At 67.2% G+C, this 15804-nt stretch carries 13 protein-coding genes and 1 riboswitch; of the genes, 5 read left to right on the forward strand and 8 right to left on the reverse strand.

The features are described from left to right. Nucleotides 1–167 precede the first annotated feature (167 nt). The 6 genes from ACIPK7_RS12380 to ACIPK7_RS12405 all read right to left on the reverse strand — a co-directional run bounded on the left by ACIPK7_RS12380 (nucleotide 168) and on the right by ACIPK7_RS12405 (nucleotide 8403). Nucleotides 168–3974 (reverse strand): 5-oxoprolinase/urea amidolyase family protein, encoded by a 3807-nt coding sequence (locus ACIPK7_RS12380; RefSeq protein ID WP_401087977.1) that lies wholly within the window; start codon nucleotides 3972–3974, stop codon nucleotides 168–170. 251 nt (nucleotides 3975–4225) lie between these two features. Beyond that, entirely contained in the window at nucleotides 4226–4861 is a 636-nt protein-coding gene (locus ACIPK7_RS12385; protein ID WP_081517598.1) for an urea amidolyase associated protein UAAP2, read from the reverse strand. Nucleotides 4862–4872: 11 nt separating this feature from the next. After that, nucleotides 4873–5592 (reverse strand): urea amidolyase associated protein UAAP1, encoded by a 720-nt coding sequence (locus ACIPK7_RS12390; RefSeq protein ID WP_401087979.1) that lies wholly within the window; start codon nucleotides 5590–5592, stop codon nucleotides 4873–4875. Then, a complete protein-coding gene (locus ACIPK7_RS12395; protein WP_401087981.1) occupies nucleotides 5564–6409 on the reverse strand; it encodes an ABC transporter ATP-binding protein in 846 nt (281 codons plus the stop codon). The genes ACIPK7_RS12390 and ACIPK7_RS12395 overlap by 29 nt, the downstream gene beginning before the upstream one ends. Next, nucleotides 6406–7221, reverse strand: coding sequence for an ABC transporter permease (locus ACIPK7_RS12400; RefSeq protein WP_192436158.1), 816 nt, complete (start codon nucleotides 7219–7221; stop codon nucleotides 6406–6408). Before ACIPK7_RS12400 ends, ACIPK7_RS12395 begins: the two co-directional genes overlap by 4 nt. Nucleotides 7222–7338: 117 nt before the next feature. Continuing rightward, on the reverse strand, nucleotides 7339–8403 hold the full coding sequence (locus ACIPK7_RS12405) for a putative urea ABC transporter substrate-binding protein (protein ID WP_401087983.1): 1065 nt from the start codon (nucleotides 8401–8403) through the stop codon (nucleotides 7339–7341). A gap of 57 nt (nucleotides 8404–8460) precedes the next feature. Further along, nucleotides 8461–8559: riboswitch (guanidine-I (ykkC/yxkD leader) on the reverse strand. A 268-nt stretch (nucleotides 8560–8827) separates the two neighbouring features. Between ACIPK7_RS12405 and ACIPK7_RS12410 the strand changes: the two genes are divergently transcribed. Beyond that, nucleotides 8828–9085: a DUF1145 domain-containing protein gene (locus ACIPK7_RS12410; RefSeq protein ID WP_192436160.1), complete on the forward strand. Its 258-nt coding sequence runs from the start codon at nucleotides 8828–8830 to the stop codon at nucleotides 9083–9085. Nucleotides 9086–9208: 123 nt separating this feature from the next. Next, nucleotides 9209–9373 (forward strand): hypothetical protein, encoded by a 165-nt coding sequence (locus tag ACIPK7_RS12415; RefSeq protein WP_167523272.1) that lies wholly within the window; start codon nucleotides 9209–9211, stop codon nucleotides 9371–9373. Nucleotides 9374–9376: 3 nt separating this feature from the next. On the opposite strand, the gene ACIPK7_RS12420 is transcribed toward ACIPK7_RS12415, so the two are convergent. Further along, nucleotides 9377–10288 carry a LysR family transcriptional regulator gene (locus ACIPK7_RS12420; RefSeq protein WP_192436161.1) on the reverse strand — a complete coding sequence of 304 codons (912 nt, stop codon included), beginning with the start codon at nucleotides 10286–10288 and terminating at the stop codon, nucleotides 9377–9379. 97 nt (nucleotides 10289–10385) lie between these two features. Here ACIPK7_RS12420 and ACIPK7_RS12425 point away from each other — a divergent pair, with 97 nt between their 5' ends. The 3 genes from ACIPK7_RS12425 to lapD all read left to right on the forward strand — a co-directional run bounded on the left by ACIPK7_RS12425 (nucleotide 10386) and on the right by lapD (nucleotide 15249). Further along, nucleotides 10386–12359, forward strand: a complete 1974-nt coding sequence (locus ACIPK7_RS12425; RefSeq protein ID WP_401087986.1) for an alkyl/aryl-sulfatase — start codon at nucleotides 10386–10388, stop codon at nucleotides 12357–12359. A 166-nt stretch (nucleotides 12360–12525) separates the two neighbouring features. Further along, nucleotides 12526–13230 carry a cysteine protease LapG gene (gene lapG / locus ACIPK7_RS12430; protein WP_401088216.1) on the forward strand — a complete coding sequence of 235 codons (705 nt, stop codon included), beginning with the start codon at nucleotides 12526–12528 and terminating at the stop codon, nucleotides 13228–13230. 75 nt (nucleotides 13231–13305) lie between these two features. After that, a complete protein-coding gene (gene lapD, locus ACIPK7_RS12435) occupies nucleotides 13306–15249 on the forward strand; it encodes a cyclic di-GMP receptor LapD (RefSeq protein ID WP_401087988.1) in 1944 nt (647 codons plus the stop codon). A gap of 183 nt (nucleotides 15250–15432) precedes the next feature. Here lapD and ACIPK7_RS12440 read toward each other — a convergent pair whose 3' ends face one another. After that, on the reverse strand, nucleotides 15433–15762 hold the full coding sequence (locus ACIPK7_RS12440) for a tryptophan synthase subunit beta (RefSeq protein WP_081517608.1): 330 nt from the start codon (nucleotides 15760–15762) through the stop codon (nucleotides 15433–15435). Nucleotides 15763–15804 lie beyond the last annotated feature (42 nt).

The following is a 15804-nucleotide window of genomic DNA, read 5'->3' on the forward strand; positions in this document are numbered from 1 at the left end:
GGGGGAGGAGCAGTCCGGCGTGGTGTTGGGTTCGAACCACGACTCGCTCGGCGGAGAGAGCGGTGGATTCAGGTTGATCCCGTGCTGAGCCTCACTCCGAACTGTCCCCTCTCCCCCTGGGAGAGGGTTAGGGTGAGGGGCTCTTCGCAACGTAGGCTCACTTCAGCTCAAGCCTCCTCCATCACCACCACCCGCTGCCCGGCGCGCACCGGCGAGCCGGGCTGCACGCGGACCTCGCGCACCACGCCGTCGCGCGGGGCGGTGAGGGGGATTTCCATCTTCATGGATTCGAGGATCACCAGGATGTCGCCGGCCTTCACGCTGGCGCCAGCTTCCACCTGCACCTGCCAGAGGTTGCCGGCGATGTGGCTTTCGACGGCGTGCTGGCCGGCGCCGAGCGGGGCGTCCTCGCCTGTGTCGACGGCAGCTTCCTCGCTCTCGAAGTGCGCCTGGCCGGAGGCGATCCAGCGCTCGCGCTCGGCATCGAAGGCGGCGCGCTGGTGGTTGCGGAAGGCGGCGATGCTGTCGGCGTCCTCGGCGAGGAACTGCTGATAGTCAGCCAGGCACAGTTCGCTGTGCTCGATGCGCAGCGGGTAGCGGCCGAGCGGGAAGTCGCGGCGGATGCGCAGCAGCTCCTCGGCGGACACCGGGTAGAACCGTACCTGGTCGAAGAAGCGCAGCAGCCAGGGCTTGCCATCGAACGCCGCGACTTCGCGGTAGCGGTTCCACATCTGCAGGGTGCGGCCGACGAACTGGTAGCCGCCGGGGCCCTCCATGCCGTAGACGCACATGTACGCGCCACCGATGCCCACGGAGTTTTCCGCAGTCCAGGTGCGTGCCGGGTTGTACTTGGTGGTCACCAGGCGGTGGCGCGGGTCCAGCGGCGTGGCCACCGGTGCTCCGAGGTAGACGTCGCCCAGGCCCATCACCAGGTAGCTGGCTTCGAAGACAGTGCGGTAGACCGCCTCCAGATCCGGCAGCTCGTTGATGCGGCGGATGAATTCCAGGTTGCTCGGGCACCAGGGCGCGTCCTTGCGCACGGTGGTCATGTACTTCTCGATGGCCAGCTGGCAGGCCGGGTCGTCCCAGGACAGCGGCAGGTGCACGATGCGCGAAGGCACCTTGAGGTCCTGCGCGGCGCAGACGGCGTCCCACAGGCCGGCGACGGTTTCCAGCAGGCTCTGCAGCGTCAGGGTCTCCGGCTGGTAGTGGACCTGCAGCGAGCGGATGCCGGGGGTAAGGTCGATTACGCCGGCCAGGGCTTTCGCTTCCAGCGCCTGCATCAGTGCGTGGGCGCGGAAGCGCAGGACCAGGTCCAGCTCCGGCTGGCCGATTTCCAGCAGCAGGTGGGTGTCGCCGGAGAGGCGGGCGACCAGGCGGCTGTCGTCCTGGCCGAGGTCGAGAACGATGGGGGAGGTGAGACTGGCGCTCGGGCCGCCCTCACCCCCCGCCCTCTCCCGCAAGCGGGAGAGGGGGCTGTCCGTGTGGCCGGATAGCACGGCAATCGCCGGCAGCTCCGTACTGCCCCCTCTCCCTTTGGGAGAGGGTTGGGGTGAGGGGGAACCGGCGGCAGCGGAGTTGGGCTGCTCTGTAGGAGCGAGCTTGCTCGCGAACCGCATGTCACTGGAGTGCCAGGCGGAACTCTGTTCGCGAGCAAGGGCTGAGGCGCCCCCCTCGATCCTACGAAGAGCCGCCAAGTCGCGAGCCGTGGCGATATCCACCGGAAGGAACCGCACCTTGTCCCCGGCCTTGAGCTGGCCGAGTTGCCAGAGGTCGGCTTCGATCACCGTCACCGGGCAGACGAAGCCGCCCAGGCTCGGGCCATCCGGGCCGAGGATCACCGGCATGTCGCCGGTGAAGTCCACCGCGCCGATGGCGTAGGGATTGTCGTGGATGTTCGACGGGTGCAGGCCTGCCTCGCCGCCGCTCTCGCGCACCCACTCCGGCTTCGGGCCGATCAGGCGCACGCCGGTGCGGCTGGAGTTGAAATGCACTTCCCAGTCGGTGGCGAAGAAGGTGTCGATGTAGGCCGGAGTGAAATATTCCGGCGCACCGTGGGGCCCATAGATCACACGAATCTGCCGCACGGCGGGCAGCTCGGTGCGCAGCTCGGGCGCCAGGCTGGCTCCGTGGCTGTTGTCTGCCAGTTCCGCCAAGTGCAGCACATCGCCGGCGCGCAGGGCGCGGCCGCCGTGGCCGCCGAACTGGCCGAGGGTGAAGGTGCTCTTGCTGCCCAGGTAGTCCGGCACCTGCAGGCCGCCGCGCAGGCACAGGTAACTGCGCGCGCCAGCGCCGCCAACGGTGCCGAGGCTGAGGGTGGAACCGGCGGCGATGAACAGCGAAGTGTTCATCGGCTGCTCGACGCCATCCAGGCTGATCGGCAGTGCCGCGCCGGTGATGGCTACCACTGCGTCGGTGTTGAAGCGCAGGGTCGGGCCGCTCATGGTGATTTCCAGCGCGGCGGCGCCTTCGGAGTTGCCCAGCAGGGCGTTGCCCAGGCGCAGCGCGCGGTCGTCCATCGGCCCGGACGGTGGCACGCCCACGGCCCAGTAGCCAAGGCGGCCGGGGTAGTCCTGCACGCTGGTCTGGGTGCCGGCGCTGAGCACTTCGAAGGTCTGCGCGCGGTAGCGCAGGCCTTCCAGGCAGCGGGTCCAGGGCGAGCCGCCGGCGAAGGGAGCGTCCGCCAGAATCTGCCGCAGGTAGTCGCGGTTGCATTCCACGCCGTGCAGCTGGCTGTCGCCGAGGGCGCGATCGAGGCCTGCGCTGGCCTGCTCGCGGCTCGGCGCCCAAGCGATGAGCTTGGCGATCATCGGGTCGAAGTAGGGCGGAATCTCGCAGCCGGCTTCGACCCAGGTGTCGATGCGCAGCGCCTTGCCGTCGGCCGGCGGGAAGTGCACGGCGGTGAGCAGGCCGGGGCAGGGCTGGAAGTCGCGGCCGGGGTCTTCGGCGTAGAGGCGCGCCTGGATGGCGTGGCCGCTGGGTTTCAGCGTGGCCGCGAGTTCGGCCAGGGGCGGCAGGTCGCCGGCGGCCAGCTCGATCATCCAGCGAACCAGGTCGACGCCCCAGACCTGTTCGGTGACGCCATGCTCCACCTGCAGGCGGGTGTTCACTTCGAGGAAGTAGAAGCGCTGCGCCTCGCTGTCGTAGACGAATTCCACGGTGCCGGCGCTGCGGTAGCTGACGGCTTTCGCCAGCTGGATCGCCGCCGCGCACAGGGCTTCGGCCATGCCGGCGGGCAGGTTGGGCGCCGGGGTTTCTTCCAGCACCTTCTGGTTGCGCCGCTGCACCGAGCAGTCGCGCACGCCGAGGGCAATCACTTCGCCCTGGCCATCGCCGAACACCTGCACTTCCAGGTGGCGGGCGCGCTGGATGTACTTCTCGATGAACACGCCGGAGTCGCTGAAGTTGTTCTGCCCCAGGCGCTTCACCGCATCGAAGGCGTCGCGCAGCTCGTCCGCCGAGCGGCACACGCGCATGCCGATGCCGCCGCCGCCGGCGGTGCTCTTGAGCATCACCGGGTAGCCGACTTGCTCGCCGGCAAGCAGGGCGGCGTCGAGGTTTTCCAGCAGGTCGGTGCCTTCGAGCATCGGCACGCCCTGTTCACGAGCCAGCGCGCGGGCGGTGTGCTTGAGGCCGAACAGGCGCAGCTGTTCCGGCGTCGGGCCGACGAAGGCGATGTCGGCGGCCTCGCAGGCTTCGGCGAAGGCGGCGTTCTCGGAGAGGAATCCGTAGCCGGGGTGGATCGCTGTCGCGCCGCTGTCGCGGGCAGCCTGGAGAATCTTCTCGACCACCAGGTAGGTGCTCGACGCGGGGCCTTCGCCGAGGCTGATGGCCTGGTCGGCCTGCTGGATGTGCAGGCTGGCGGCGTCGGCTTCGGAGTAGACGGCCACGCCCTCTACTTGCAGCTCACGAAGGGTGCGCAGGATGCGGCAGGCGATGGCGCCGCGGTTGGCGATCAGGAGCTTGTCGAACATGAGGGCGTCCCCATGGGGTGGCGGGCCGTCCCGCCGTCATTCGGTGCGCGCCATGGTCGTCCGTGGCGCTGAAGTGCTCTTCGTAGGAGCGAGCTTGCTCGCGAGCCCCGCCTAGCTCCGGCGCTCGGGCGAGGTCTGTTCGCGAGCAATAACGATGGCGTCCCCCTCGCTCCTGCAGGTTCTCAGCGTCGGGCTGCATTGGGCGCTGCGGCTCTGGCAGAGCGCGAGCAGCCACTGGCGCAGGCGCGCGGTCAGTCCCATACCAGCAACTCCGCCGGGGTCGGGTTCCAGCCGTTGCAGGGGTTGTTGAGCTGCGGGCAGTTGGAGATCAGGACGATGACATCCATGTGCGCGAGCAGCTCGACGTACTTGCCGGCACCGGAGATGCCGTCTTCGAAGGTCAGGCCGCCTTCGGCGGTGACCGGCACGTTCATGAAGAAGTTGATGTTGTGGCTGATGTCGGCCTTGGTCAGGCGGCCATCGTGCAGGCTGGCGCGCAGGAAGTTGTCGCGGCAGCTGTGCATGTAGCGCTTGTCCAGGGCGTAGCGCACGGTGTTGCTCTCCTGGGCGCAGGCGCCGCCGAGGGTGTCGTGGCGGCCGCAGGTGTCGGCGCTGATGGTCAGCATCGGGTTGCCGAGGTTGGACCAGAGCACGCTGCCGGCGCTGAGGTAGACCTGCCCCTGCTTGCGCAGGGTGCGCTGCACGTCGTAGCGCTCGCGCGGGTTGGCGGCGCTGAAGAACAGCGTGTCCACCGCCTGGTTGCCTTCCAGGTCGAGGATGCGCAGGGTCTGCCCGGCCTTGAGTTCGGTGAGGCTGGGTTCGCCGGCCGGGATCAGGGTGCGGGAGACGCAGGCTTCGGGGTGTTTGTCGCTGGGGACGATGGGCATGCTCGCGCTCCTTACAGGTACTGGCGTTCGGTGTTGTGGAAGCCGCGGCCGTTCTCCGCGCGGGAAGTGCGGCAGAGCACGCTGATGCCGTCGGACGCGACCTGCTGCCAGGTCAGGCCGATGGGCTTGGGCGCGTACTGCGGGTTCGGGTCCAGCGGGTGCTGCAGGGCGGTGAGCGCGACAAGGGTGTCCATCGGCGCGTAGAGCTCGACGTAGTCGCCGGCTTTTGAGTTGCCCTGGGCGAAGCGGAAGCAGCCGTCGGCGTCGACGTCCACGCGGCTGAACAGGTTCAGGCACATCAGCAGGTCCTGCAGGCGCATGTCCCACTTGCCCATTTCCACCAGCAGGTTGTCCACGCCGTTGCGGTGGAAGCCGTTGCGCAGTTCCTGGTAGCGGCCCGCGCCGTATTTCTCCTGCACCTCGGCGGCGTTCAGCACGCCGCCGAAGCTGTCGTGCCAGCCGCAGCTGTCGGCGGTGATGGCGGCCAGCACGCGGCCCATGTCCGAGTACAGGCAGTGGCCGGCGGTGAGCCGCGCGGTGTGCTGGCACTTGAGGCTGTCGGGCAGGTTCAGCCGCTCGCTTTTCTCGGCGGCGTTGAACAGCAGAACGCTGGCGTTGCCACCGCCTTCCAGGTCGGTCAGGCGCAGCAACTGGCCGCGCTTGAGGACGAAGGAGGTGTGGCCGCCGCCGGGGACGGTTTCTTCATAGAGGGTGGTGCGCAGTTCGTTCATGGCGGGCTCCTTGGTAGGCCGGCGTGATCGCGGGCTCGGCGGCGGGTTGCAGGCGCGCCGCGAGCGTGGCCGGCAGGGCGGCGCGGGCGGCCCGGCGGTCGGCGTTGAGCGGGATGTCGTAGGTGATGCGGGCGCCGTAGGCGCTGGGCGCCTGCGGGTCGTGGCGGACCTTGTCGAAGACCAGCAGGCGGGTGCCCAGGCTGAAGCCCTCGGCGAGGTCGTGGGTGACCATGAACACGGTGAGCCGGGTTTCCTGCCACAGCTCCAGCAGCAGGGCGTGCATGTCCTTGCGGATGCCCGGGTCCAGCGCGCCGAAGGGTTCGTCGAGAAGCAGTACGCGCGGCTTCATCACCAGCGCCTGGGCAATCGCCAGGCGTTGCTGCATGCCGCCGGACAGGGCACTCGGGTACTGCTGCAGCGCGTGGCCGAGGCCGACGCGCTTGAGCAGTTCGGCGGCCTGCTCGCGGGCCTCGCGCTTGGCTGCGCCGAACAGCCGGCCGAGCAGCGGCGAGCGCGGCAGCTCCAGGCCAAGGGCGACGTTGTCGAGTACGGAAAGATGTGGGAGCACCGAGTAGCGCTGGAACACCACGCCACGGCTCGGGTCGGGTTCTGCGGCCAGCGGCTGGCCTTCGAGCAGCAGCTCGCCGCGGCTGGGCCGCTCCTGGCCGAGCAGCAGGCGCAGGAAGGTGGACTTGCCGCAGCCGGAGGCGCCGACCAGGGTGCAGAACTCGCCTTCTTTCACCTCGAGATTCAGGCGTTCGAGTACCACGTTGCCGGCGTATTCCTGCCAGACGTTCTTCACCTGGATGAAGCTCATGCCTTGGCTCCTTCGTACCAGGGGAAGGCGCGTCGGGTGAGCGCGCGCAGCGCCCAGTCCATCAGCCAGGCCAGCGCGGTGATCCACACCACATAGGGCAGGATCACGTCCATGGCCAGGTAGCGGCGCACCAGGAAGATGCGGTAGCCCAGGCCATCGGTGGAGGCGATGGCCTCGGCGGCGATGAGGAACAGCCAGGCCGAGCCGAGCATCAGGCGCAGGGAGATCAGCAGGCGCGGCATCAGTTGTGGCAGCACTACGCGCAGGATCAGCGTCCAGGTGCTGGCGCCCAGGGTCTGCGCCTTGATCAGCAGTTCGCGGGGGATTTCCCGGGCGCGCTGTTCGATGTCACGGGCAATGCACGGGGCGACGCCGATGACGATCAGCACCACCTTGGACAGCTCGCCGAGGCCGAAGACGATGAACAGCACCGGCAGGATCGCCAGCGGCGGAATCATCGACAGTACGGTGAGCAGCGGCGAGAGCGGCGCACCGAACAGCGGCACGCTGCCGGCGGCGATGCCCAGCACCAGGCCGAGCAGGGCGGCAATGGAAAGGCCCATCCCAAGGCGTTGCAGGCTGGCGCCGGTGTCCTGCCAGAACAGCACGTCGCCGGTGCGCTTGTCTTCACTGAAGGCCAGGCGGTTTACCGCGTCGGCCATCTGCGCGGCGCTGGGCAGCAACTTGTCGTTGGGGTTCTCCGCCAGCCGCGCCGTCGAGCCTGCGAAGTAGGCGAACAGCAGCAGGGCGAAGGGCAGCAGCACCAGAAACAGGCGGCCGCTGCGGTCGGGGGTTCGGTTGATCAGGCGCATGGGGCGTACCTATCGGTTCGTAGGGCGCATAACGCGGAACGCGTCATCCGCCGTGTCGTCCGGACGGCGGATAACCGCAAGCGGTTATTCGCCCTACGAGTGGGAACGGTGCGGAGTTCAGAGCTTCCCGTCCGCCGCCATCTGCACGTAGGTCGGGTCGAAGCGCAGCTTGAGGTTCTGCGCGTCACCGGTGGTGAGGCCGCCGGCGAAGCTCATGCCGACCGCTTCGGCGCTTTTCGCGCCCTCGCCGAGCAGGCCGTGGGCGAAGGAGAAGGCCGCGACCTTGTCCATGGTCGCCGGCAGTTTTGGGCTGGTGGCGAAGGCCAGGGCTTCCTTGGGCGTGGCAAACAGTTTGGTGGTGGCGAGCTGGCTCTGGTAGCCGGCGAGGTCAGTGCCCGAGGCCTTGGCCATGTGCTCCAGCGCGGCGCGAGTCTCGGCGCTTTCGCCCTGCATCAGCGCCACGGTTTCGAACCAGGCGCCGGTCAACGCCTTGCCCAGGGCGGGGTTGTCCTTCAGGACCGCGCTGTTGACCACCATCATGTCCATGATCTCGCCGGGGACCTGGCTGGAGTTGAACACCTCGGTGGTGCCCGGCTTGGCGCGGGCCTCAGCGAGCATCGGGTTCCAGGTGGTCACGGCCTGCACGTCGTCGGTGTTGAAGGCGGCGGCGATGTCGGCGTCGGAGGTGTTCACCGTCTTCACGTCCTTCTCGCTGAGGCGGGCGTTCTCCAGGGCGCGGGCGAGCAGGTAGTGGGAGACGGACAGCTCCACCAGGTTGACATTCATGCCCTTGAGGTCGGCCAGGGTTTTGCCTTCACCCTTGATGACGATGCCGTCGTTGCCGTTGGAGAAGTCGCTGACGATCAGCGCGGTGGAGTCGACGCCGCCGGCGGCGGGGATGGTCAGGGCGTCCATGTTGGTCATGGTGCAGCCGTCGAACTGGCCCGCGGTGTACTGGTTGATCGACTCGATGTAGTCGTTGAGCTGGGTGACCTTGATCTCGATGCCGTATTTCTTTGCCCACTTGTCGACGATGCCGTGGCTGGCCGCGTACTCCCAGGGCATCCAGCCGGCGTAGATGGTCCAGCAGAGGTTGAAGTTGTTCTTCGCGGCGGCAGAAGCGGAGAGGCTGAAGGCGGCGAGGCCGGCGGCGAACAGGGCGGTCAGAAGGGGCTTGCGCATGGAGCATCTCCAGTCGATTGTCGGGCAGGCAGGAGTCGGGCGGCACTTGTCGCTCTCGTCTCCCGGGCTTTTGTCCCGCCGTGTAACCTCGCTGGAGGTCGATGACTCTCGGACCAGTCACTCGCTGCGCGAGCCGGAACCCTAGTCATCCATTGTCAGATTGTGGTGCCGCTGTCCGAATGCTTCGGATCGTTCCTGCACTCTCGATACCAAGCGAGCGGCGTGCCAAGTTGGCGAAAGTACCGGTACAGAAGGGCTGCGCTGGAGCGGGGCGGATGTTTCGCTGCAAGCCGGGGCGTTTGCCCGCCCTCAAATGAAGCGCGGCGCCGCATCCTGGTGCGTGTGGGCCAGTCGAAAGGCAGGAGCGGGCGGGGCGTGCCGGGCGGCAGACTGCAGTCACCGTCACCTTGAGGAATCCATCGCCATGTCCGAATTGCTGAGCTTCGCCAAGGGCGCGCTGACCATGTTCTGGGTCGCCGCCGTGCTCAACCTGATCTACCCGTTCGGCGAGCTGCATCGCCCGCTGCTGTGGCTCTCCGTGATCCTGCTGGTGGCCCACGTGGGCGAGGTGCTGTTGCTGGCGCGCCGGCGTTCCTGGCTGGAGCAGGTGCAGGTGCTGCTGTTCGGTGTGCTGCACCTGCAGAGCCGCAAGCTGCGCCGCCTGGAAACTGTAAACGGCTGATTTACCCAAGCTTTACCTTTCGACGCGGCACCGCCTTCTGACAGACATGTCTGATCTTGTGAGACCGGAAGAATGTACGCCCCGCACCCCGGCGGGGCGGCCGGCTCGCCTGATGGAGGCGCCATGCGTCGTTTCTTCGCTGCTGTACTGATGATCCTTCCGTTGACCGGCTGCGTGGTCTACGAGCATGACCATGACCGTGGTGGCTGGCATGACCGGCCGCACTACTATCGTCCGGCACCGCCGCCGGCCTATTACGGTGGCCCCTACCAGGGCTGGCGCCGTTGAGCCTCACGACGCGGCGTTGAACGCCGCGTCTTCCTCCAGCAACAACTCGACGAACTGGCTGGCCGCAGGCGACAGGCTGCGGCTGGCATGGCGTACCAGCGCATAGGCTGAGCCGCGCCCGGCAACCGCGCTGCTGCCCGGCCATGGCAGTACCGCCAGGCTGCCGGCCTGGACATCCGCGGCCACTACATCCCAGGTCGCCAGGCAGAGCACGTCGCTGCCTTTCACCAGTTCCTTGAGCATCAGCACGTCATCGCACTGCACGCTCAGCGGCTGCTCGCGGCCGAGGGTGCGCGCCAATCCTTCGTGGGCGTCGCGCGGCAGGCGCGGGCCGGCCAGCGGATAGTCCAGCACGCGCTTCACCGAGGGTGCGCTGCCGATCAGCGGATGCCCCGGCCGGCAGAACAGCACGCCCCGGTGAACCCGCAGCGGCAGGATGTCGAGGCGGTTGTCGCCTTCGAGTTCGCGGTAGTCGGCGATGAACAGCTCCAGTTCGTCGTCCAGCAGACGCTGGTGCAGCTCGCTCCAGTTCTCGATGGAGAGCAGCACCGATACCTTCGGGTGCGCGCTGCTGTAGCGTGCGAGCACCTGCGGCATCAGCCGCGCGCCGGGGAAGGGCCCGGCGCCCAGGCGTAGTTCGCCGGTCTCCAGGTCCGCCAGTTGCAGCACCGCATTCTTCAGCGCGCGGTCGCCGGCCAGCAGGCGGCGCGCGTGTTCCAGCACCAGCCGGCCATGGGCGGTGAGGGTGACGCCACGCGGATTGCGGTCCACCAGTTGGCAGCTCAGCTGGCCCTCCAGCGCCTGGATGCTCCGCGACAGGGCGGGTTGACTAAGATTCACCGCATCGGCGGCGCGGGCGAAGTGACCGTGTTCGGCGAGGGCGACGAAGTGGCGTAGCTGGCGGAGATCGCTCATGCGCTTCCTGCATTGATTGTTAAATTGGAATGCATTGGAATTATTAGCGCGACGGCCGGCATAGTGCGAGCACAACAACAAATACCGGAGCCCTCCGATGTCCCGTCTTTCCGCTGCCGTGCTGCTCGCCAGCCTCTGCCCCGGCCTGCTGGTCGCCGCCGAACAGCCCAAGCCCCCGACTTCCTTCACCCAGGCTGCGCAGGAGCAGGTGCGTCAGTCGCTGCCGTTCAGTGACCGCGCCGACTTCGAGCGGGTGGAGAAGGGCCTGATCAAGCGCCCCGAGAACCTCGTGATCAAGAACGAGGACGGCACGGTCGCCTGGCAGCTGGGTGGCTACGACTTCCTCAAGGCCGCGAAGGACGTCGCCAGCGTCAACCCGAGCCTGATGCGCCAGGCCCAGCTGAACCTCAGCTACGGCCTGTTCAAGGTCACCGACGGCATCTACCAGGTGCGCGGTTTCGACCTCGCCAACACCACCTTTATCGAAGGCAAGTCCGGCTGGATCGTCATCGACACCCTGACCACCCCGGCGACTGCCAAGGCCGCCTACGCCCTGGTGAGCCAGGAGTTGGGGCAGAAGCCGATCCGCGCAATCATCTACAGCCATGCGCACATCGACCACTTCGGCGGCGTGAAGGGCCTGGTCAGCCAGGAGCAGGTGGACAAGGGCGAGGTGCAGATCATCGCGCCCAAGGGCTTCATGGAGGCGGCGATCAAGGAGAACGTGCTGGCCGGCAACGCCATGCTGCGCCGTGCCACCTACCAGTACGGCACCATGCTGCCGCCGGGGCCGGAAGGCCACGTCGACATGGCCATCGGCAAGGCGGTCGCCCACGGCCCGATGAGCATCATCGCGCCGACCAAGATCGTTGACGGCTCGCTGGTGGAGATGGAGATCGATGGCGTCCCCGTTACCTTCCAGAACACCCCCGGCACCGAATCGCCGGCGGAGATGAACGTCTGGTTGCCGCAGCAGAAGGCGCTGCTGATGGCCGAGAACGTCACCGCCACCCTGCACAACCTCTACACCCTGCGCGGCGCCGAGACCCGCGACCCGCTGGGGTGGAGCAAGTACATCAACGAGGCGCTGCACCATTTCGGCGACAAGGCCGAGGTGATGTTCGCGGTGCACAACTGGCCGCGCTGGGGGCACGAGGACATCGTCCGCACCCTGGAGAAGCAGCGTGACATGTACGGCTACCTGAACGACCAGACCCTGCACCTGGCCAACAACGGGGTGACCATCAACCAGATCCACGAGCGCCTGAAGGTGCCGCCGGAGCTGGCCAACGAGTGGTTCAACCGTGGCTACCACGGCAGCGTCAGCCATAACGTGCGCGCGGTGGTGAACAAGTACCTGGGCTACTACGACAGCAACCCGGCGACGCTGAACCCGCTGGCGCCGGAGGATTCGGCGGTGAAGTATGTCGAGTTCATGGGCGGTGCCGATCACCTGCTGCAGATGGCCAGGGAGTCCTTCGACAAGGGCGAGTACCGCTGGGTGGTGGAGGTGGTCAACAAGCTGGTCTTCGCCGACCCGACCAATCAGGCAGCGCGCAACCTGCAGGCCGATGCCCTGGAGCAACTCGGCTACCAGGCGGAGAATGCCGGCTGGCGCAACAGCTACCTGACCGCCGCGCAGGAGCTGCGCAACGGCGTGCCGAGTGACCTGCCGTCGATGAAGTCGGGCAGCCCCGACGCGCTGGCGGCGATGGATACCGGCCTGCTGTTCGACTACCTGGGCGTGCGCCTGAACGCGGAGAAGGCCGAGGGTGAGGCTTTCGCCATCAACCTGGTGCTGCCGGACAAGAACGAGCAGTACCTGCTGGAGCTGAAGAATTCGCATCTGAACAACATCAAGGGCGTGCAGAGCGAGAACGCCGGGCAGACCGTGACCATCGACCGTGCCGACCTCAACCGCCTGATGCTCAAGCAGGTGTCGCCGGTGCGCCTGGTGTTCGAGGGCAAGCTTAAGAGCTCGGGCAACCCGCTGCTGCTGGCCAAGCTGTTCGGCATGCTGGAAGACTTTAACTTCTGGTTCGACATCGTCACGCCGCCGCAGAAGAGCTGATTCGCTTCCCATCACGCGCGGCCGTTTCCCTCCAGGCCGCGTGATCCTTGAATGGCACGATGCAGGTGATTGCATTGTGCCATTGTTTTTTCCGCCGCCAGTCTGCACCATGCCTTCCCTGCGCCCGCAGCTGGTTGCCGGCGCTCGCAGTCGAGTCGTCGCGATCATGCTCAGCCGTTGTACCAGGATGCTGCGTCGTTGCTGGCCGGGGCCGTTGGCCCTGGTGCTGGCGACTTCGCTCGGCGTTCTGGCGGGGGCGCAGCAGGCCGAATGGGACTTCCAGCTGATCAGCCAGCAATCCACGCGCCTCTATGGGCCGCTGGGTCAAGGCCAGGTGCGCATCGACGCTTGGCAGAAGCTGCTCGCGCAGCAGGCCACGGCGAGCGAGCGCGACCAGTTGCAGGCGGTCAATCGCTTCTTCAACGACCAACTGCGTTTCACCGATGACCTGAGCCTCTGGCATGAAGTGGACTACTGGGCCACGCCGGTAGAGGCCTTGCTCAAGGGCGCCGGCGACTGCGAGGATTTCGCCATCGCCAAATACATCAGCCTGCGACATCTGGGCGTGCCGGCACAGAAGCTGCGCATTACCTACGTCAAGGCGCTGCGCCTGAACCAGGCGCATATGGTGCTCACGTATTACCCGCGGCCCGACGCCGTGCCGCTGGTGCTGGACAACCTGATCGGCAGCATCCTGCTGGCCAGCCAGCGCAGCGACCTGCAGCCGGTCTACGCGTTCAACGGCGAGGGCCTGTGGCTCGCCGGCAATGGCGCGGGCAGCGGCAAGCAGGTCGGCGACAGCAAGCGGCTGTCGCGCTGGCAGCACCTGCTGAAGAAGATGAAGGCCGAAGGCTTCCCCTTGGATGAATAGCCTTCGGATGAATAGCCGCGGAACGAATTGCTGCACCGACACGAATAGCTCCCGCGGGGGGAGCCTGGAGACACGATGTCCCTGTTCAAACAGTTGTTGATCGCCATCTGCCTGTTCCTGGTGGTCGCCTTCAGCGGCAGCTTCATGGTCGGCCTGGAAAGCTCGCGCGAGCAGTACGGCAACCAGCTGCGCTCCCACGCCCAGGACGCCGCCACCGCGCTGGGCCTGTCGTTGACGCCGAATATCGACGACCCGGCGATGGTCGAGCTGATGGTCAGCTCGATCTTCGACAGCGGCTACTACGAGAGCATCCGGGTGATCGACCTGGCCACCGGCAAAGTGATGGTGGAGCGCACCGGGGTGCCCGACGCGGTGGCCGCCAAGGTGCCGCAGTGGTTCATCGCGCTGATCGACCTGCATTCGGCTGGCGGCGATGCGATCGTCAGCCGCGGCTGGACCCAGGCCGCGCGGGTCGAGGTGCTCAGCCACCCGATGTTCGCCATCGCCAAGCTCTGGCAGAGCACCCTGGGCAGCCTGCTCTGGCTGGTGCTCTGCGGTATTGCCAGCGCCGTGCTCGGCGCCATTCTGCTGCGCCGCCAGCTCAAGCCGCTGGACTACATGGTGGAGCAGTCCCACGCCATTGCCCGCCGCGAATTCCTAAGCCTGCCGGAACTGCCGCGCACCCCCGAGCTGCGCCGCGTGGTGCAGGCGATGAACCAGATGGTGGAGAAGCTCAAGGCGCTATTCCAAGAGCAGGCCCAGCGTAGCGAACGCCTGCGCGACGAGGCCTACCAGGACAGCCTGACCGGGCTGGGCAACCGGCGCTTCTTCGACATGCAGCTGAACAATCGGCTGAGTGCCGAGGACCAGGTCAGCAGCGGTGTGCTGTTGGTGCTGCGGGTCAACGACCTCGCCGGGTTGAACCAGCGCCTGGGCGGCCAGCGCGTCGACCAGTTGCTCAAGGCGGTTGCCGACCAGCTGCGCCTGGCCGGGCAGGGCCTGGGCTCCGGCCTGACCCTGGCGCGTAGCCGTGGCGGCGAGTTCGTGATGCTGGCGCCGGGGCTGATGCCCGAGGACGCGCCGGCCCTGGCGATGCGTCTGGAAGGCATGCTCGCCGCGCTGGCCACCACCGGCGCCAGCGATGTGAGCCCGGTGGCTTGCCTGGGGCTGGTGCCCTTCGTTTCCGGCGAGTCGGCGCAGACGCTGTTGCAGCGTGCGGACGAGGCGCTGGTGCAGGCCGAGCGACAGAACGACAGCTGCTGGGCTTTCCTCCAGGGCGGCGCGAAGCCGGTCGCCGAGGAGCGCCATAGCTGGCATCAACTGCTGGACGAGGCGCTGGTGCACAAGCGCTTCCAGCTGCATTTCCAGGCGGTGGTTTCCTGCGCCGACCCGCAGGTGGTGCTGCATTACAAGGTGCTCTCGCGCCTGCCGGACGGGCAGGGCGGCAGCATCGCCGCCGGGCGCTTCCTGCCCTGGCTGGACCGCTTTGGCTGGACCGCGCGGCTGGACCTGCTGATGCTCGAAAGCGTGCTGGCCGACATGGCCAAACACAACCGCCCACTGGCGCTGAACCTGTCCGCCGCGCTGCTGCGGGATGAGTGGGCGACTACCCGCGTGTTCGACCTGCTGCGCCAGCACCCGCAATTCGCCGGGCGCCTGACCCTGGAGCTGGAAGAAGACCAACTGCCGGCGCAACCGGTGCTGGAAGCGTTGACCCGCCGTCTCGGCGAGCTGGGCTATCGCCTGAGCCTGCAGCACTTCGGCGGACGCTTCAGCATGATCGGCAACCTCGCCCGCCTCGGTCTGGCGTACCTCAAGGTCGATGGCAGCCATATCCGTCATATCGACCAGGAGAACGACAAGCGTCTGTTCATCGAGGCGATGCAGCGCGCGGCGCACAGCATCGACCTGCCGCTGATCGCCGAGCGCGTGGAGACGGCCGGGGAGTTCCGGGTGCTGAAGGAGATGGGTATCCAGGGGGTGCAGGGGCAGTTGTTCGGTGGGCCGGCGCCGTGGTGATGCGCCTGTAACGTTGTAGGAGCTGGCCATGCCCGCGATCCGTCGGCAGGGCCGACGTTTTGGGTGATTTCACGGCATCACGGAAGTTCCAGAATAAACCTGCAGGAGCGCTCCATGAGCGCGATCGCGGGCGTGGGCTGGGCGCCCCCGCCTCTCCTACAGGTCGGAAAAGAAAAACGGGGCTCAGATCAGCCCCGTTTCCTCGTCGTCGTTGATCAGCCGGGTCAACCCGCCCAGCGCCTCTCGCGCCTGCGTCCGGTTGAGCAGCTTGGAACGCGCCGCCGGCGGCAGGTCGGTGATGCGGATCACCCCCTTGGTGATCAGCACCGAGATCAGGTCTTCCAGTACCCGGATCATGTCCAGGTCGCTCTGCTTGAGCTGCAGCAGACTGCTCTCGGCCGCCCAGGCCTGGATGTCCGGGTGGTCCGCCGGCAGGGTGCCGGTCATCCCGTCGAACTCGGCGTCCTCGACGCGCGAGATTCTCCCCTCGGCGTTGCGCTGGATATACAGCATCGACCCGTCCCCAATTCATGTGATGTGAAGGAACGACAGCGG

The organism is Pseudomonas sp. NPDC086581, from assembly GCF_044746165.1.
Taxonomy (GTDB): domain Bacteria; phylum Pseudomonadota; class Gammaproteobacteria; order Pseudomonadales; family Pseudomonadaceae; genus Pseudomonas.